Source organism: Candidatus Binataceae bacterium, assembly GCA_035650475.1.
Classification (GTDB): domain Bacteria; phylum Desulfobacterota; class Binatia; order Binatales; family Binataceae; genus JAKAVN01.
This window is the reverse complement of the sequence record DASRHP010000009.1, coordinates 785962-802978: the sequence shown is the minus strand read 5'-3', so window position 1 is coordinate 802978 and position 17017 is coordinate 785962. Positions and strand designations below refer to the sequence as shown.

The following is a 17017-nucleotide window of genomic DNA, read 5'->3' as shown; positions in this document are numbered from 1 at the left end:
CCGCGCGATTTGCTCCGCGCCGTCGAGCGACTATAGTGCCTCGACCGTCCGGTCATGGAGCAGTCGCATCCTCCGGGAGTCGATTCCCCGCGCGCATGGGTGACCGCGGCCACCGCGTTCACCGCCTGCTTCACGCTCTTCGGCGTCGCTTACACCTTCGGCGCGTTCTTCAAACCGATGGGCGCAGAGTTTGGCGCAACCCGCGTCCCGACCTCGGCCGTCTTCTCGCTCACCGCCGCAATCTACAATCTGCTCGGCGCACCCGCCGGCCATCTGAGCGACCGCTGGGGCCCGCGCCCGGTGGTGATGGCGGGGGCGCTGTTCATGGGCGTCGGGCTGGTGCTGACCTCGTTCATCGACCGCCTGTGGCTGGGCTACCTGACCTACGGGATCGGCGTGGGCGTGGGGGTGGCATGCTGCTACGTGCCAATGCTCGCGATGGTCAGCGGATGGTTCGCGCGCCGGCGCAACACGGCGCTGGGAATCGCGGTGGCGGGCGTCGGATGCGGTGCGCTGGTGGCGCCGGCAGCGGCGGCGTTGATCGAACGTTACGGATGGCGCCACACCTACGTCGTGCTGGGCGTGGCAAGCGCGCTGTTGCTGAGCGTCTGCGCGCTCCTGAGCGTCCGCCCGCCGGTCCACATCCGCGCCACGCGCGCACGGCTTGGCGACGCGCTGCGCTCGCCGAGTTTCGCAATGCTCTACGTTTCGTCGATCCTGTCCTCGATCGCGATTTACGTGCCCTATGTCTATCTGCCCGAGTTCGCGCACGACCACGGCGCGAGCCCGGTCGCGGCTGCCGCGCTGGTCGCGGTGATCGGTGGAGCGAGCGTGGCCGGACGGCTGGGCCTGGGCACGATCGCTGACCGCACCGGAATAATCGCACTGTACAAGGCCTGCACGCTCGCGCTCGGACTGAGTTACGCCGTGTGGATGGTGACCGGCGCGTACGCATGGCTGGTGATCTTTGCGCTGGTGATGGGAGCAGCGTACGGCGGGATGGTCGCGCTGGCACCGGCGGTGGTCGCCGAGCTGTTCGGCGTGCAGGGGATGGGCGCGGTGCTGGGCACGCTCTACACCAGCTCGTCGATAAGCGCGCTGGTCGGCCCACCGCTGGCGGGGCTGGTGATCGATCGCAGCGGGAGCTACGTATGGGCGGCGGTCTTCGCCGGGCTTGCCTCGGTGGTCGGCTACCTCGTCATCGTTCCGCTGCGGCACGCCGAGCCCGCGCTCGCGCCGCGCGCCGCCGAGGCGGACTGAACATCGCCGCTCGACGAAGCCGTCGGGCAGGCCCGATCGCTTCGCGTTGATTCCTGGCTGCGCTCAGATCGACGAGGTCGAAGGCCGGCGCCGCCGCGGCGACCGCGGCTTTCCGACTTCTCCTGTTTGCCATCCTGAACGAAGCGACGCACAGCCTCGCGTCAGCGAAGCCGCTGCCGGTTCCTGGTTCGTGAAGCGCTCATCGCAAGCGCTTCGTCTCTCTCTGCCCTGCCCCTGGACAGGGACAGAGCACCATCCCGACCTACTCCAGATGCTTGCGCAGGAAGGTCGGGATGTCGAGCTTGTCGTCGCCCTCACCCAGCTCGCTCGGCTCGGCGCGCTCTATCGCCCCCGGGTCGGCGCCGCGCCGCTTGAAGGCCGGAATATCCAGCCCGTCGTCCACGATCATACCCATCCGGCGCACCGGCTTGCCGCCGAAGATCCGGGCCTGCGCGGGCGGCGGAGGCGGGGGCGGCGTGGGCGCGGTCGGCTGCACCGCCGCTGGATCGACGGGGCGCGTGGCGGCGGCCTGGATCGGCGTCGTTATCGGCGCGCCCGCCGACGAGTAGCGCGGGTTGTAGCGAGTGGCGAGATCGCCGAAGCCGGTCGCGATAACCGTGATTCGGATCTCGTCGGCGAGTTTTTCGTCGATCACGGCGCCAAAGATGATGTTGGCATCCTCGTGCGCCTCCTCCTGGATCAGGCTGGCCGCCTCGGTGACTTCGTAGAGCGACATGTCTGGGCCGCCGGTGACGTTGATCAGCAGGCCGCGGGCGCCCTTGATTGAGACGTCCTCCAGAAGCGGGCTCGAGATCGCGCGCTGCGCTGCCTCGACCGCGCGGTTCTCGCCGGTCGCGCTCGCCGCGCCCATCATCGCAAGCCCCATCTCGGCCATGATTGAGCGCACGTCGGCGAAGTCGAGGTTGATTAGCCCATGCACGGTCACCAGCTCGGAGATCCCGCGCACGGCCTGGAGCAGAACGTCGTCGGCCTTCTGAAAGGCCTCGCGCAGGGAGGTCGTGCGGCTGGCGATGGAGAGCAGGCGCTGGTTGGGAATCGTAATCAGCGTATCGACCGCGTTCTTCAGCTCGCGCAGCCCCTCGTCGGCCTGGTTCATCCGCCGGCTGCCCTCGAACTGGAACGGCTTGGTGACGACCCCGACCGTCAGCGCGCCGCCCTCGCGCGCCAGGCGCGCGATCACCGGCGCCGAGCCGGTCCCTGTGCCACCGCCCATCCCGGCAGTGACAAACACCATCTCGGCGTCCTTGAGCAGTTCGCGCAACCGCTCCTCGTCCTCCAGCGCGGCCTTGCGGCCGATCTCGGGATTGCCGCCGGTGCCGCGCCCGCGCGTCAGCATCTGGCCGATCTGCAGGCGCATCGGCGCACGGTTGTTGCCCAGCGCCTGGCTGTCGGTGTTGACCGCGATGAAGTCAACGCTCTGCAAGCCGGCTTGGATCATGTGGTTGACCGCGTTGCCGCCGCAGCCGCCGGCGCCGATGACCTTGATCCGCGCCCCCGGATCCGGGGTGTCCACCAACTCGATCATGTCTCGCTTCTCCTCTTCCTCCACCGTTGCGCGGCGCCCCCAGCGGCCAGCTGCAAGCGCGCTCGCCGTCCCACCGCCTAGAAGAAATCCCGCATCCAATCCGAAACGAGCGAGCGCAGCCGGCCCAGCCGCCCTCCCCGCACCATCCCGTTGACCGCCCCGCGCGCGCCCGCGGCATGCAGCAGCAGCCCCGCCGCGGTCGAATACGCGGGCTTCATCAGCTCCTCGGGCATCCCCTTGAGATTGATCGGCAGCCCGCGGCGCACCGGCAGTCCGAAGATCCGCTCGGCGAGCTCCTGGGTGCCTTCGAGCAGCGAGGTTCCGCCCACCAGCACCAGCCCCGAGGCGAGGCTGTCGGCGACGCCCGAACGCATCATCTCGCGCTGGGCCATCGCGAAAATCTCCTCCATCCGCGGCTCGATGATCTCGCCCAGGATGCGCCGCGCGATCACCCGCGGCTCGCGCCCGCCGACCCCGGGCACCTGCACCGTCTGATCGCGGCCGACCACCGAGTTGGTCGCCACGCCGTAATTGATCTTGAGCCGCTCGGCTTCGCTGCCCGGCGTGCGTAGGCCGGCGGCGACGTCGCTGGTCAGATGGTTGCCGCCGAGCGGCAGCACCGCCGTATGCATTACCGCACCGCCGTGAAAGACCACGATGTCGGTGGTACCGCCGCCAATGTCGATCAGGGCGACACCCAGCTCACGCTCTTCGGGAAACAGCGCGGCGTCGGCCGCGGCGAGCGGTTCGAAGACGATCTCGAGCGGAGTGACGCCGGCACGCTCGCAGCATTTGGCCAGGTTCTGGCCGTAGCTCTGGGCGGCGGTGACGATATGGATGCGCGCCTCCAGGCGCACCCCCGCCATTCCCACCGGATCGCGCACGCCTTCCTGGTCGTCCACCGCGAACTGCTGAGGCAGGATGTGCAGCACCTGGCGATCGAGCGGGATCGCGACCGCGCGCGCCGCGTCGATCACGCGCTCGACATCGCGCGGACTGACCTCGCCGCCGCGCACCGCGACGATTCCGTGGCTGTTGAGGCCGCGGATATGCGCGCCGGCCTCGCCCACCACCACCGCGCCCGCGCGCACGCCGGCGCTGCGTTCGGCCTCACCCACCGCGGCGCGGATCGCCTCGACCGTGGCTTCGATATTCACCACCACGCCCTTGCGCAAACCGGTGCAGGGGGCGATGCCGTGGCCGATCACGGTCGCGCCGCCGCCCTCGGGCAGCGCCTCGGCGATCAGCGCACAGACCTTGCTCGTGCCGACATCCAACGCCGCAAGCACGTTTTTCATCAGCGCGCGCTCCCGTCCGCGGCGGCCGGCAGCGCGCCCGCCGCGCCCCGCTCAGCGATCTTCCTGAGCCTGCCGCCCTGCCGCGCGCCGCGCGCCGTGCGCGCCGGCACCGCGGGCGCCGCGCCGCGCAGACGCATCACCGCCTGCCCCGGCGTTGTCAGGTCGAGCGAGGCGATCAGCGTCTCGTGTCCACGCCAGCGGCCGAGCACTTCGCTCGCGCGCTTGAGCTCGACCGGCGCGCGATCGAGGTCAAGGCGCAGCTCCGTGTGCGAGCGTTCGAAGAAGATCGCCGCTGTACCGTCACCGTCGATCCGCATCTCGGAGATCAGACCCGCGAGTTCGGCCTCGGCGCGCACCAGCGTGGCGGCGTAGCGCACAAGATCGCGTGCATCCGCGCGCTCGAGGCCGGAGCCGCTGAGGATCGGCAGGTCGCCCTCGGCCGCCGGCTCGACCGGCCCGCGCAGCTCGCCCCGCGCATAGAGCGCGTAGAAGCCGTCGGCGCGTTCGACGAGGGCGACCGCGTTGCCCGGCGAGACGGCGGCGACCGGTGCGATCAGTGCGCCCTGTGCCGGACGTACCCGCCACAGCATCAGGGTCTGCGTGAACGCCGCCCAGTAGGAATCCACGGTCAGCCGCACGCGCGCGGCGAAGGCGCGGCCGGGCTCGCTCAACCCGGTCGCCACGCCGAGGGCGAAGAATGCGCACAGGACCAGGCCCAGCGCCTTGCGCGTCCAGTCCGCGCCGGCGCCTCTGGCCGAGGCCTTTTTCGCTGCCGCCCGTTTCGCCACTACCGCCGCCCCGCTCCGCCTTACCACTCGCCGACCAGCCGCACCTCGGGCTCGAGCGAGATTCCGCTGCGCTCCTTGACCCGCGCCTGCGCGAGCTCGATCAGCGCGCGCACGTCCTCGGCACGTGCGCCGCCCAGGTTGACGATGAAGTTTGCATGCTCGGCCGAAAACGCCGCGCCGCCCAGCCGCGCGCCCTTGAGCCCGGCGCTCTCGAGCAGGCGGCCGGCGAAATTGCCCGGCGGATTCTTGAAAATCGACCCCGCGTTGGGCAGCCCCCGCGGTTGGCGCGCCGCGCGCCTGCCGTGGATCTCCGCCACGCGCGCGCGCAGCGCCTCACGCTCGCCCGGCTCAAGTTCGAAATCGACCCGGGTGATCACGAAGCGCGGCGGAAGCTCGGTGCGGCGATAGGAGAACTTGAGCTCGGCCGCGGTGAGCGTCAGCGATTCGCCCTGCTCGCTCACGCCGTGGACGAACCTGACCACGCGCGCGATCTCGCCGCCGAAGGCGCCCGCATTCATCACCAGCCCCCCACCGACGCTGCCCGGGATTCCTTCGCCGAACTCGAGGCCCGCAAGGCCGCGCTCGACCGCCTCTGCGACCAGCTCGCCGAAGCGCGCGGCGGCGCCCGCGCGCACGCGCGCGCCGGCGAACTCCAGCCGCGTGAAACCCTCGCCCAGCCGCACGACCAGGCCGCGCACGCCGCGATCGCTCACCAGCAGATTGGTTCCCGAGCCGAGGCAGAAGGCGGGCACGCGCGCGCACCACGCCGCCGCCATCGCCGCGCGCAGCTCGTCCTCGCTCTCGACCGTAAGCAGCAGGTCGGCGGGCCCGCCGATATGAAACGAGGTCAGTTCGGCGAGCGGCGCGCCGCGGCGGAGCCGGGCGCCGAAGCGCGCGCGCAATTCCTGTTCAAGCCGGTTCATGGGTCTTGATCGCGTAGCCCAGGGTTTGCAGAACCGCCTCGCCGAGTTGATATACGTCGCCCGCGCCGAGCGTCACCAGCAGGTCGCCCGGCAGCGTGTCGGCGGCCAGCCGCGCCGCCGGATCGGCCTCGCCGCCGAGATAGCGCACCTCCAGATGGCCGCGCGCGCGCAGCGCCTCGTAAAGGCGCTGAGCGGAAACCTCGGCCAGTGGCTCCTCGCCCGCCGCGTAAACCTCGCACAGGTAGAGCATGTCGGCGTCGTCGAAGGCGGTGAGAAAATCGTCGAACAGGTCGCGCAGGCGGGTGTAGCGATGGGGCTGGAAGACCGCCACCACGCGCCGCTTGAAGGCCGCGCGCGCGGCCGCCAGTGTCGCGCGAATCTCCTCGGGGTGATGCGCGTAGTCGTCGAGCACGATTCGCCCGCCGGCCTCGCCCTTGATCTCGAAGCGGCGGCTGATGCCGGAAAACGCGGCGAGCGCGCGCGCGGCGGTCGCGAAGTCGATTCCGATCGCAAGCGCCGCGCCGAGCGCGGCGAGCGCGTTGAGCGCGACGTGGCGGCCCGGCGTAGGCACTGTCACCCGGCCGAGCTCGCGGCCGGCGCGCATCGCGGTGAAGTGCGTCGAGAGGCCGTCGATCACGATATCCGCCGCACGCAGCTCGGCATCGGGCGCGACGCCGTAAGTCAGAATCGGCTTGCGCGCGGCGCCGACGAGCGCGCGCACATTGACGCTGTCGATCCCGAGCACGGCCAGTCCGTAGAACGGCACGCGGTTGATGAAATTGAGGTAGGCCTCGCGCACGCGCTCCATCGTGCCGTAATGGTCGAGATGCTCGGGGTCGATATTGGTGACGATCGCGATCGTGGGCAGCAGGAGCAGGAACGAGGAGTCGCTCTCGTCGGCCTCGGCCACCATGTAATCGCCGCCACCGAGCCGCACGTTGCTGCCGCGCGAGCGCAGGTTGCCGCCGATCGCAACCGTGGGGTCGAGGCGCGCCTCTTCGAGGATCAGTCCGATGAGCGAAGTGGTGGTGGTCTTGCCGTGGGTGCCGGCGACCGCGACTCCCAGCCGCGCCATCCGCAAGAGTTCGCCCAGCATCTCCGCGCGCGCGATCACCGGAATTTGCAGCGCACGCGCGCGCGCCACCTCGGGGTTGGAAAACTTCACCGCCGACGAGATCACCACTGCATCGAGGCCGGGTTCGAGATGGTCGGGATGATGGCCGTGCGAGATGCGCGCGCCGAGCGCGGCCAGGCGATCGGTCACCCGGCCCAGGCGCAGATCGCATCCGCTGACCGCGAAGCCCAGGCGCAGGCTCAGCTCCGCAAGCCCGCTCATCCCGGCACCACCGACGCCGATGAAATGCAGGCGGCGCTGGCGGCTGAGCAATCCCCTGGCGAGCGGTCCACTCATGCGGCGGCCCGCTCCTGTGGGCAGAGTTCAAAACAAACCCGTGCGACCGCGCGCGCCGCGTCGGGCCTGGCGGCGCCGCGCGCGGCCTCGGCCATCTGCGCAAGCCGCGGATGGTCGTCGATCAACTTTGCCAGCGCGGCGGCAAGGTTGTCGCCGAGATACTCGTCGTCGGGGACGATTATCGCCGCGCCGCGGCGCTCGAGCACGCGCGCGTTGAGCTCTTGCTGGCGGTCGCGATGGAAGGGGTAAGGGACGAAGACCGCGGGTCGGCCTGCTAGCGCCAGCTCGGAAACCGTCATCGCACCGGCGCGGGCGACGACGAGGTCTGCGGCGGCAAGCGCCGCGGCCATGTCGTCGATAAACGGGGTCACATGCGCCGGGCAGCCGAGCGCCGCGTAGCCCTCCTTCACCAGCCCCACATCCGCCTCCCCGGTTTGGTGGGTGACCGCTATTTTTATAACGATTTCTCGCGATTTTTTCAAGGCATTAATAACGCCTTTATTGAGACGATGGGCACCGCTCGATCCACCTAAAACAAGGATTTGGATCGGTCGGCGGGGCCGGTAAGGAGACGGCTCTAACACAAATCGAACCGGATTGCCGGTCACGACCACCTTCGAGGGGTCAAAGAATACGGAAGCTTCGTCAAACCCGACGCAGACCTTCTTGGCGAACCGCCACAGCATCCGGTTCGACAATCCCGGCCGCGTGTTCTGTTCCATCAGCACGAACGGCACCCGGCTCCAGATCGCCGCCATCGCCATCGGCGCCGACGCGTAGCCGCCCGCGCCTACCACCAGGTCGGCACCAAAGGAGCGCAGCAGCGCGCGCGCCCGGCGCAGGGCGGCGGCGAATTCGACCATCGCTCGCACCCGCTCGCCCAGCGTATGTCCGCGCAGGCCGTGCACGTCGAACAGTTCGTAGCGCAGGCCGCTGCGCGGCATCCAGCGCGCCTCCAGCCCTGCCGTGGTGCCGACGAACAATACTTCGACCTCCGGGCGCTCGCGCATCATCGCCTCGCCCACCGCAACCGCGGGGAAGAGATGCCCACCGGTGCCGCCGCCTGCGATTATCACTCTCATCGCACCGCCGGCCGACGCGCCAGCGCGAGCAGCGCGCCGAGCTCGGCCATCGCCATCACCATCGCCGTTCCGCCATAGCTCAGAAACGGCAGCGGCAGCCCCTTGGTCGGCACCAGGCCGATCACGACCGCCATGTTGATCAGGGCCTGCAAGGTGAGCAGCGCGGTCAGCCCGACCGCGAGCAAGCTCGCGAACGGGTCCGGCTCCTCGTGCGCTACCCGCATCCCGCGCAGCAGGATCGCGCCGAACAGCCCGAGCACGGCAAGCGCACCGCACAGTCCGAACTCCTCGCCCACCACGGCGAAGACGAAATCGGTATGCGCCTGCGGCAGGTAGAACATCTTCTGCTGCCCGGCACCCAGGCCCACACCGAGGCTGCCGCCCGCGCCGAGCGCGATGAAGGACTGGATGAGCTGAAAGCCGGCGCCCTTGGCCGCCTGCCACGGATCGAGAAACGCGCTCAGCCGGCGCATTCGGTAAGGCTTCGCCACCGCCTGGATCGCCAGCACGGCGAGCGCGCAGCCGCCGGCGGCGCCGAGATGCTTGAGCCGCGCGCCCGCCGCAAACAGCATCGCGAACAGCAGCATCACCACCATCACCGTGTTGCCGAAATCGGGCTGCTTGAGGATGAGCAAGGCGAGCGGGCCGGTGGCGACGAAGGCGGGCAGCGGTCCGCTCGCAAAGAAGCCCATCCGCTCCTGACGCCGGCTGAGAAAATCGGCGAGAAAAAAAACCAACGCGAACTTGGCCAGCTCGGAGGGCTCGGCGAGCAGCGGCCCCATCCTGAGCCATCGGCGCGCACCGCCGCGCACCACGCCGAGTCCCGGAATCCACAGCGCGATCAGCATCGCGAGCGCGGCCACCATCAGCGGCATCACCAAACGGTGCAGTCCGCGCAGGGAAAGCTGCGAGAGCAGCGCCAGCGCCACGAGTCCGACCGCGATATGGGCGAGCTGCGCCTTGAAGAAATGGAAGGCGTCGCCGCTCTTCTCCAGCCCCAGGAAATAAGTCGTGTTGAGCACCATCAGAAGGCCGAGCACGACCAGCGCCGCGGCCGGGAGGTACAGCCACGGGTCGAGCTGGGGCCGGCCGACCGCCTCAAAGCGCCCGAACCAGCTCCTGAAATATGCGCCCGCGCTCCGCATAGCTCCTGAACTGATCGAAACTCGAGCAGGCCGGCGAGAGCAGCACGGTGTCACCGCCGCGCGCGGCCGCCGCCGCGCATCGCACCGCCTCGTCGAGCGTCTGCCTGAGTTCGATTTGGGTTGCTCCCTCAAGCGCCGCGCGCATCTTGTCGCGCGCCGCGCCGATCAAAATCAGCAGCCGCACCTTCTCCTTAAGCGGCGCGCGCAAGGGCGCGTAGTCACCGCCCTTGTCCATCCCGCCCGCGATCAGGATCACCGGCGCGCGCGTCGCTGCCAGCGCCTCGACCACCGAGGCCACGTTGGTGCCCTTGGAATCGTCGATCCACGCCACACCGGCGCGCTCATCAACGAACTCCATCCGATGCGGCAGCGCACGGAAGGTGGCCAGCGCGGCTTCGATCGCGGCCGGCTCGACGCCCATCGCGAGCGCCGCACCCGCCGCCGCCATCGCGTTGGCGACGTTGTGCCGCCCCGCCAGCCGGAACTGCGCGAGCGAGATGCGCCCGGCGCGCCGGCCGCCATCGTCGAAAATCAGATCGCGGCCGTCGTAGCCGATCGCCGCCGCCGAGGCCGCCGGGCCCAGGCCGAAGCTCATCACGCGCGCCGCGAGCGCCGAGCGCAGCCGCCACACCATCGGATCGTCGCGGTTCAGAACCGCCCAGTCGGCGCGGTCCTGGTTGAGAAACAGCCGCGCCTTGGTGCGAGCGTAATCCGCGAAGTCGCGGTAGCGGTCGAGATGATCCTCGGCGAGATTGAGATGGACCGCGACGTGCGGCTTGAAGCTCGCGATGCGTTCGAGCTGGAAGCTCGAAACCTCGACCACCACCGCGTCGAGCTCGAGCCCGGCGGCCTCGACCAGCGGCGTGCCAAGATTGCCGCCGACAAACACGCGCCGTCCTGCGGCCTTGAGTATCTCGGCCACGAGCGTGGTCACCGTGCTCTTGCCGTTGGTGCCGGTTACCGCGACGATCGGCGCGCGCACAAAGCGGCCGCCCAGCTCCAGCTCGCCAATCACCGGAATGCCGCGGCGGTCGGCCTCCGCGAGCAGCGCCGAGGCGGGCGGAACGCCGGGGCTGGCGACTACCAGCTCGACTCCGCCGAGCCAGGCCGGGTCTTCGCCGCCGAGACGAAGCTCGCCCGGCGGCAGCGCGGCGGTCTCCATGGCACGGCGCACATCGCTCAGCACGAGGCTTGCGCCGCGCGCGTGGAGAAAATGTGCCGCGGCCGCTCCGCTTACGCCAAGCCCGACCACCATCACGCGTTTGCCCCTGAGTTCCATCGCGTTGCAACTGCGGCGCGCGCCGCTCCCGCCCTCAGCGCAGCTTGAGCGTGCTCAGCGCCACCAGCCCGCAGACGATTGAAACAATCCAGAACCGCACCACGACCTGGGTCTCCGGCCATCCGCCGAGCTCGAAGTGATGATGCAGCGGCGCCATCCGGAAGATCCGCCGATGGGTCGCCTTGTAGTAGTAGCGCTGGATGATCACCGAGCCGGCCTCGACCACGAACACGCCGCCCGCAATCGGCAGCACCAGCTCCTGCTTGGAGAGCACGGCGACAATTCCCAGCGCCGCGCCGAGCCCGAGCGCGCCGACGTCGCCCATCATCATCGACGCCGGATAGGCGTTGTACCACAGGAAGCCGAGCGAGGACGCGATCAGTGCGGCGCAGAAGATCGCCAGTTCGCCCGCGCCGACCACGTGCGGGATGTCGAGGTAGCTGGAGAACTTCAGGTTGCCGGCGACGTAGGTGAATGTCCAGTAGCAGAACGCGACCGTCATCACCGGGCCGATCGCCAGCCCGTCGAGCCCGTCGGTGACGTTGACCGCGTTGGAGCACGCAACCAGCACGAACATCGCGAACAGCACGTACAGCCATCGCGGCAGCGCGGGATGGATATTTTTGAAGAAGGGCACGTTGAGGGTGGTGTCGAAACCCATCACAGCGAACAGCACAACCGCGGCGACGAAGGCGCACAGGAACTGCCAGAAAAGCTTTTGCGGACCGCTCAGCCCGCGCCCCTTGCCCCGGCGCAGCTTGAGCAAATCGTCGGTAAAGCCGATCGCGCCGAAGCCAAGCGTCACAAGGATCGCCAGCCACACGTAGGGGTTGGCTGGGTTGGCGAACAGCACGGTCGCGATAAGCGCGCTGCTCAGGATCAGCAGGCCGCCCATCGTCGGCGTGCCGGCCTTCTTCTGATGGCTCTGCGGAACCTCCTCGCGGATGGTCTGTCCGATACGCGCCGCGCGGAAGCGCTCGATCAGTTTCGGCCCTTCGGCCAGCGCCAGCGCGAGCGCGGCCAGCCCGGCCACCACCGAACGGAAGGTCTCGTAGCGCAGGACGTTGAACCCCGCGTAGTGCGCATGGAGCGGAAACAGAAGGATGTACAGCATCGGCTGAACTCGCCTTCGAGTGTGCTGGTCGCGGCCGGTACGACGCAAGGCGTCGGCACGCGCGGCCTGCGCCCCTCTCCTCGCACTCGCGGCCGAGCTGCATGTCCGCGTTCATCGGCGTGATGACGGCGGCGGCAGGCCAACGCGCCGCCGGCCAGCGCTCACTCAGCGCGGCCGCGGCGCGCCGGTTCTCGCAAACTGGAGGCCCGAGGCAAGCCTTCGATCGGCCACCCCACCACCGCACAATCTCCTCCGACCGAAGGCCTCCCTCTGAACACCGTCCGCAACCCCCGCCCTGCGCGGCGCTACGCGTCGGCGTCGCGCCCGCGCGCCGCTACGAGTTCGCGCACCACCGCGCGATCGTCAAAATCCAGCCGCCGCCCGGCGACGAGCTGGTAGTCTTCGTGCCCCTTGCCGGCGATCACCACGATGTCGCCGGGCGCCGCGAGTTCCAGCGCGCGCGCGATGGCGGCGCGCCGGTCGGGCTCCACCACGTAACCCGGCTCGCGCCCGACGGCCTGTGGCGCGATCCGGCGCAGTCCCGCGGCGGCGAGCCCGGCCTCGATCTCCGCGATAATCGCCAGCGGATCCTCGCTGCGTGGATTGTCCGAGGTGACCAGCGCGAGGTCGGCCATCCGCCCCGCGATCCCGCCCATCAGCGGTCGCTTGCCGCGATCGCGATCGCCGCCGCATCCGAACACGCACAGCAGCCGGCGCGGCCCAAGCGCGCGCAGCGCGCGCAGCACCGCCTCGAGCGCGTCGGGCTTGTGCGCGTAGTCCACCAGCACCGTCACGCCGGGCGGTCCTGGCACCGCCTCCAGTCTGCCGGGGGCCCCTGGGCATCGCCGCAACCCTTCCGCGACCACATCCGTTTCGATGCCCAGGGCCACCGACACAGCGGAGGCGCCGAGAATGTTGAGCAGGTTGATCTCGCCGAGCAGCGGCGAGCGCACTTCCACGCGCTTGTCGAGCGCGGCGACCGAGGCGCGGATGCCGTCGGTGCCGGCGCTGTAGCTCAGGGGATGGACGTCGAGCTCGCGTCCGAGGCCGAAGCTTACGGCGCGCCCCTTGACCGCCGCGAGCACGCGCCGGCCATAGGGATCGTCGCCGTTGACGACCGCCAAGGCGTCGCGGCGCGAGCTTTGCGGCAGCAGCTCGGTGAAGAGCCTGAGCTTGGCCGCGAAGTACTCCTCCTGGGTACCGTGATAGTCGAGATGGTCGCGGCCCAGGTTGGTAAACACGCAGGCGCGAAAGTCGAGCGCGTCCACTCGATGTTCAGCCAGCCCGATCGACGAGATTTCCGCCGCCACCCGCCGCACCCCCGCGCGCTCCATCTCGGCCAGCGCCGCCTCGAAGTCGAGCGACTCGGGCGTGGTCAGCCCGCTGTAAATCTTGCGCGAGCCGACGAAGATCCCGACCGTGCCGATAATTCCGGCGGGCGCCCCCGCCGCCTCGAAGATCGACGCAAGCAGGTAGGTCGTCGTGGTCTTGCCGCTGGTGCCGCTGACGCCGATAAGATCGAGCCGTCGGCTGGGCGCGTCGAACCAGCGCGCGGCGGCCGCGCCCATCAGCCGGCGCGGCCGCTCGCATCGAACAACGGTCACCGCGGAGCGCGCGTCCACACCGTCCCCCGCCTTCACCACCACCGCGCGCGCCCCGCGGGCCATCGCATCCTCGAGATTGGCGCGGGCCTGTGCCGGATCCCGCGCAAGTGAAAAAAACAAATCACCCGGGCTGACCCTTCGCGAGTCGTAGCTGAGCCCCGCGATTTCCATCGCGGCGTCGCCCTCGATCCGGACGCCGGGCTCGCCCGCACACAATTCGCCAAGCCGCATCACCCGCTCCTTGGGTGAGCGCGCCCACGCGCCGGCTTTGCATCTGAGCGTCTCTGCTTAGAACCTGACCAAGCGCGCGCCCGGGCTGATATCGAAGAGGTCGCCTTCGCGCCGCGCGGCGCCGCCTCGCCCGTCGCGTCCGCTATTACCGGCGCCAGCCGCAACGAGATCGGCCGCGTGCCCAGCGGCGCGCCCGGCGCGGGATTCTGCGCGATCACGTAGCCGTCGCCTTCGACCGTCAGATCGAGGTGGCGGCGATGGGCGAGCGCGATCGCCTGCCTGAGGCTCATTGCGGAAAAGTCAGGCGTCGCGTCGGGCGAGACCAGCGCCGCCGCCGTGGCGTCGTGGTCTGCGATTGCGGCCGCCGGCGTGTCGTCGGTCGCCGCGCGCGGCGAGGAGGTCAGCTTCGCCGGCAGCAGGCTCGCACTTTCATAAGGCTGCGCGGGCGACGCCACGTTGAGGTCGCGCAGCGCGCCCGCGGCGATCTGGCTGAACACCGGCGCCGCGACCAGGCCGCCGAAGTGACCGTGGGCGACGTCATAGAGCACCACCAGGATCACCAGGCGCGGATCGTCGGCCGGGACAAATCCGACGAACGAGGCGACCAGTCGGCTCTGGTAGTAGGCCCCGGTCGCTGGATTGACCATCTGCGCGGTGCCGGTCTTGCCGGCGACGATGAAATCGCCGACCCGCGCCAGCCGCCCGGTGCCGTCGGGGCCGTTGACCACGCCGCGCAGCAGGCGATTCATCCTGTGTGCGACCTCGGGCGTGATCACGCGCCGGCGCACCTCGGGAGTGCGGGTCAGGATCGGATCGCCCGCAGCGTCGTAGGCGGCCTTCACCACGAAGGGGCGCACCAGGTAGCCGCCGTTGGCGATCGCGGCGTAAGCGGCCGCCAGCTGGATCGGCGTCACCGCGACGCCCTGGCCGAAGCCATGGTTGGCGAGATCGATCTCGCGCCAGCTCGCGGGCTTGCGCAGGATGCCGGAGGCCTCGCCGGGCAGGTCGATGCCGGTGCGTTCGCCGAGTCCGAAGGCGCGCAGGCCGTGATAGAAGCGCTCGGCGCCCAGTTTGAGCGCGATCTTGGCGGCTCCGATATTCGAGGAGACCTCGATTATTCCTCCCAGGTCGAGCCATCCGTGACGACTGTCGTCGTGGATCGTGCGCCTGCCGATGGTGTAGGCGCCGTCCTCGCAGTAGATCTGCTGATGCGGCGCAATTACCCCGTCGGTCAGCGCGATCGAGGCGAGCAGCCCTTTCATCGTCGAGCCCGGCTCGAAGGCGTCCTGCACTGCGGTGTTGTGCAGTCGCTCGCCCACGCTGGCGCCGTCGGCGGCGACGCTGGCCAGCGCGAGCACCTCACCGCTGAACGGATCGAGCACCACCGCGGCGCCGCGCCGCGCCCCGCTCTGGCGCACCTCGTCGGCGAGCTGGCTCTCGGCGAGCGCCTGGATGCGCGCGTCGAGCGTCAGCACCAGGCGCGCCCCCGGCTGCGGCGTGCGCAGCGCAAGCGGGCTGTCGAAAATCGGATGGCCGAGCGCGTCATGGTAGAAGCGCAGCGCGACCGGCTCGCCGCGGATGAGCCGGTCGTCGGCCAATTCAAGACCGGAGAGCCCCTGGCCATCCATCCCCGCCAACCCCACCACCGGCGCGGCCAGGGGACCCTCCGGATAGAAGCGTTTGTACTCACTCAGCGCGCCCACGCCGTCGAGCCCGAGCGCCTCGGCGGCCTGCGCCCGCTCGGGCGCCAGATGGCGTCTGAGCCAGACGAACGGCGCCTTGCGATGAAGCCTTTCCGCCAGCTCGGCCGGCGTCATCCCGAGCGCGGCGGCAAGCCGCGCGCGATCCGCCGCCGTACTCGCGGCCAGCAATTGCGCCGGGCGCGCGTAAACCGAGCGGGTCTCGGCCGAAAGCGCAAGCGCCTCGCCGTTGCGATCGACAATCGGACCGCGCGGGGCCGTCAGCTCGACCTCGCCGGTGTGCTCGAGGCGGGCGAGCGAGGTGAGGCGCGGCCCGTCGAACGCGACCAGCAGCGCGAGCCTCAGCGCGACCAGCACGAACAGCGCACCAAGCGTGATCGTGAGCGCGCCGATCCGCACGCGGCGCTTTTTGAACGGCGCGTTCATGGCAGTGTCACCACCTGCCCGCTCGCAGGCGGCTCGAGCCCGAAGCGTGGCGCCAGCGCGCGCAGCCGCTCGTTCGAACCAAGTTCAGCCGCGCGCACTCCGAGCTGGCGGTTTTCGTCCTCGAGCTTGAGATTGGCGGCGCGCACCGCGGAGAGCCGGTAACCCTCCTGCGTCACCTCCAGGCGCACCATCAGCGTGGCGAAGCCAAGCGCGACGACCAGCGCGGCGAGCAGCGCCGGCGCCAGGCGCGAGGGCGGCCGGGTGGGTCTGACCCGCGCGCGGCTCATGGCGCGCTCCGTTCGATCGCGCGCAGCCGCGCACTGCGGGCGCGCGGATTGTGCGCGCATTCCGAAGCCTGCGGACGCAGCGCCCGGGGCGTCAGTGCGACGAAGCCGCCCTCGTGGGCGAGGGCGCGGAAGTGATGTTTGACCGGGCGGTCCTCCAGCGAGTGATAGGCGATGATCGCCAGCCGTCCGCCCGGCGCAAGGCATCCGGGCGCGCGGTCGAGAAACACGCGGAGGCTTTCGAGTTCGTGGTTGACCGCGATACGCAGGGCCTGGAAGGTGCGCGTCGCCGGATGAATCGCGCGATGGCGGCGGCCGCCGGCAGCGCGCTCGATCAGCGCACGCAACTCGGTCGTGGTTTCCAGCGGCCGGCGCCGGCGCGCCTCGACGATCGCGCGCGCGATCCGCCGCGCCGCGCGCTCCTCGCCGAACTCGCGGATGATGCGCGCGAGCTCGTCCTCCCCTTCCTCGTTGACCAGGTCGTAGGCGCGCAGCTCGCCCCGCGGGTCCATCCGCATGTCGAGCGGACCCTCGAAACGAAAGCTGAAGCCGCGCGCCGGATCGTCGAGCGCATACGAACTCATCCCAAGGTCGGCGAAGATCGCGTCGGCGGCGGCGAAGCCGGCCTCGCCGAGCACGCGCTCGACCTCGGCGAAGTCGGCCTGGCGCAGGATCACGCGCGCGCCGAAGCGCCCGAGCCGCGTGCCGGCCACCTCCAGCGCGCGCGGGTCCCGATCCATCCCGATCAGCGTGCCGCCTGCCCCCGCCTCCAGCAGCGCCTCGGCATGTCCGCCAGTGCCGACAGTGGCGTCAACCACGAGCTGGCGCGGACGGTCGCAGAGCAGCGCCCGCACCTCGGACAGCATCACCGGCACATGCAGCCGGTCGGTCCCCGGGTGAGATTCCGCAGCCAGCCCCATCACCAC

14 protein-coding genes are annotated in these 17017 nt (G+C 70.1%); 1 reads left to right on the top strand and 13 read right to left on the bottom strand.

All coding sequences use genetic code 11. The features are described 5' to 3' along the window. Positions 1 to 54: 54 nt before the first annotated feature. On the top strand, positions 55 to 1260 hold the full coding sequence (locus VFB33_10055; GenBank protein ID HZO82023.1) for an MFS transporter: 1206 nt from the start codon (positions 55 to 57) through the stop codon (positions 1258 to 1260). A 262-nt stretch (positions 1261 to 1522) separates the two neighbouring features. Here VFB33_10055 and ftsZ read toward each other — a convergent pair whose 3' ends face one another. The 13 genes from ftsZ to rsmH all read right to left on the bottom strand — a co-directional run bounded on the left by ftsZ (position 1523) and on the right by rsmH (position 17011). After that, complete coding sequence (gene ftsZ, locus VFB33_10050; protein ID HZO82022.1) at positions 1523 to 2806, bottom strand: cell division protein FtsZ; 1284 nt, start codon at positions 2804 to 2806, stop codon at positions 1523 to 1525. A 77-nt stretch (positions 2807 to 2883) separates the two neighbouring features. Then, entirely contained in the window at positions 2884 to 4104 is a 1221-nt protein-coding gene (gene ftsA / locus VFB33_10045) for a cell division protein FtsA (GenBank protein HZO82021.1), read from the bottom strand. Beyond that, positions 4104 to 4892, bottom strand: a complete 789-nt coding sequence (locus tag VFB33_10040; protein ID HZO82020.1) for a hypothetical protein — start codon at positions 4890 to 4892, stop codon at positions 4104 to 4106. Before VFB33_10040 ends, ftsA begins: the two co-directional genes overlap by 1 nt. Before the next feature lie 20 nt (positions 4893 to 4912). Then, the gene (gene murB, locus VFB33_10035; protein ID HZO82019.1) at positions 4913 to 5815 is read right to left on the bottom strand and encodes a UDP-N-acetylmuramate dehydrogenase; all 903 of its coding nucleotides are present in this window, start codon (positions 5813 to 5815) and stop codon (positions 4913 to 4915) included. Further along, complete coding sequence (murC, locus tag VFB33_10030) at positions 5802 to 7226, bottom strand: UDP-N-acetylmuramate--L-alanine ligase (protein HZO82018.1); 1425 nt, start codon at positions 7224 to 7226, stop codon at positions 5802 to 5804. The genes murB and murC overlap by 14 nt, the downstream gene beginning before the upstream one ends. Continuing rightward, a complete protein-coding gene (gene murG / locus VFB33_10025; GenBank protein ID HZO82017.1) occupies positions 7223 to 8308 on the bottom strand; it encodes an undecaprenyldiphospho-muramoylpentapeptide beta-N-acetylglucosaminyltransferase in 1086 nt (361 codons plus the stop codon). Before murG ends, murC begins: the two co-directional genes overlap by 4 nt. Beyond that, the gene (ftsW, locus tag VFB33_10020; protein ID HZO82016.1) at positions 8305 to 9453 is read right to left on the bottom strand and encodes a putative lipid II flippase FtsW; all 1149 of its coding nucleotides are present in this window, start codon (positions 9451 to 9453) and stop codon (positions 8305 to 8307) included. Before ftsW ends, murG begins: the two co-directional genes overlap by 4 nt. Continuing rightward, positions 9407 to 10732 (bottom strand): UDP-N-acetylmuramoyl-L-alanine--D-glutamate ligase, encoded by a 1326-nt coding sequence (murD, locus tag VFB33_10015; protein ID HZO82015.1) that lies wholly within the window; start codon positions 10730 to 10732, stop codon positions 9407 to 9409. The genes ftsW and murD overlap by 47 nt, the downstream gene beginning before the upstream one ends. Before the next feature lie 34 nt (positions 10733 to 10766). Continuing rightward, the gene (gene mraY / locus VFB33_10010) at positions 10767 to 11846 is read right to left on the bottom strand and encodes a phospho-N-acetylmuramoyl-pentapeptide-transferase (protein ID HZO82014.1); all 1080 of its coding nucleotides are present in this window, start codon (positions 11844 to 11846) and stop codon (positions 10767 to 10769) included. A 305-nt stretch (positions 11847 to 12151) separates the two neighbouring features. Beyond that, positions 12152 to 13681 (bottom strand): UDP-N-acetylmuramoyl-L-alanyl-D-glutamate--2,6-diaminopimelate ligase, encoded by a 1530-nt coding sequence (locus VFB33_10005; protein ID HZO82013.1) that lies wholly within the window; start codon positions 13679 to 13681, stop codon positions 12152 to 12154. Then, entirely contained in the window at positions 13681 to 15807 is a 2127-nt protein-coding gene (locus VFB33_10000) for a penicillin-binding protein (GenBank protein ID HZO82012.1), read from the bottom strand. Before VFB33_10000 ends, VFB33_10005 begins: the two co-directional genes overlap by 1 nt. Further along, on the bottom strand, positions 15804 to 16094 hold the full coding sequence (locus VFB33_09995; protein ID HZO82011.1) for a hypothetical protein: 291 nt from the start codon (positions 16092 to 16094) through the stop codon (positions 15804 to 15806). The genes VFB33_10000 and VFB33_09995 overlap by 4 nt, the downstream gene beginning before the upstream one ends. After that, a complete protein-coding gene (gene rsmH / locus VFB33_09990; GenBank protein ID HZO82010.1) occupies positions 16091 to 17011 on the bottom strand; it encodes a 16S rRNA (cytosine(1402)-N(4))-methyltransferase RsmH in 921 nt (306 codons plus the stop codon). Before rsmH ends, VFB33_09995 begins: the two co-directional genes overlap by 4 nt. Positions 17012 to 17017: the final 6 nt, after the last annotated feature.

Excerpts from the sequence above, each read along its gene's own strand:
- VFB33_10055 (HZO82023.1), top strand. The coding sequence starts at position 55 with ATGGAGCAGTCGCATCCTCCGGGAGTCGATTCCCCGCGCGCATGGGTG.
- ftsZ (HZO82022.1), bottom strand. The coding sequence starts at position 2,806 with ATGATCGAGTTGGTGGACACCCCGGATCCGGGGGCGCGGATCAAGGTC.
- ftsA (HZO82021.1), bottom strand. The coding sequence starts at position 4,104 with ATGAAAAACGTGCTTGCGGCGTTGGATGTCGGCACGAGCAAGGTCTGT.
- murB (HZO82019.1), bottom strand. The coding sequence starts at position 5,815 with ATGAACCGGCTTGAACAGGAATTGCGCGCGCGCTTCGGCGCCCGGCTC.
- murC (HZO82018.1), bottom strand. The coding sequence starts at position 7,226 with ATGAGTGGACCGCTCGCCAGGGGATTGCTCAGCCGCCAGCGCCGCCTG.
- murG (HZO82017.1), bottom strand. The coding sequence starts at position 8,308 with ATGAGAGTGATAATCGCAGGCGGCGGCACCGGTGGGCATCTCTTCCCC.
- ftsW (HZO82016.1), bottom strand. The coding sequence starts at position 9,453 with ATGCGGAGCGCGGGCGCATATTTCAGGAGCTGGTTCGGGCGCTTTGAG.
- murD (HZO82015.1), bottom strand. The coding sequence starts at position 10,732 with ATGGAACTCAGGGGCAAACGCGTGATGGTGGTCGGGCTTGGCGTAAGC.
- mraY (HZO82014.1), bottom strand. The coding sequence starts at position 11,846 with ATGCTGTACATCCTTCTGTTTCCGCTCCATGCGCACTACGCGGGGTTC.
- VFB33_10005 (HZO82013.1), bottom strand. The coding sequence starts at position 13,681 with ATGCGGCTTGGCGAATTGTGTGCGGGCGAGCCCGGCGTCCGGATCGAG.
- VFB33_10000 (HZO82012.1), bottom strand. The coding sequence starts at position 15,807 with ATGAACGCGCCGTTCAAAAAGCGCCGCGTGCGGATCGGCGCGCTCACG.
- VFB33_09995 (HZO82011.1), bottom strand. The coding sequence starts at position 16,094 with ATGAGCCGCGCGCGGGTCAGACCCACCCGGCCGCCCTCGCGCCTGGCG.
- rsmH (HZO82010.1), bottom strand. The coding sequence starts at position 17,011 with ATGGGGCTGGCTGCGGAATCTCACCCGGGGACCGACCGGCTGCATGTG.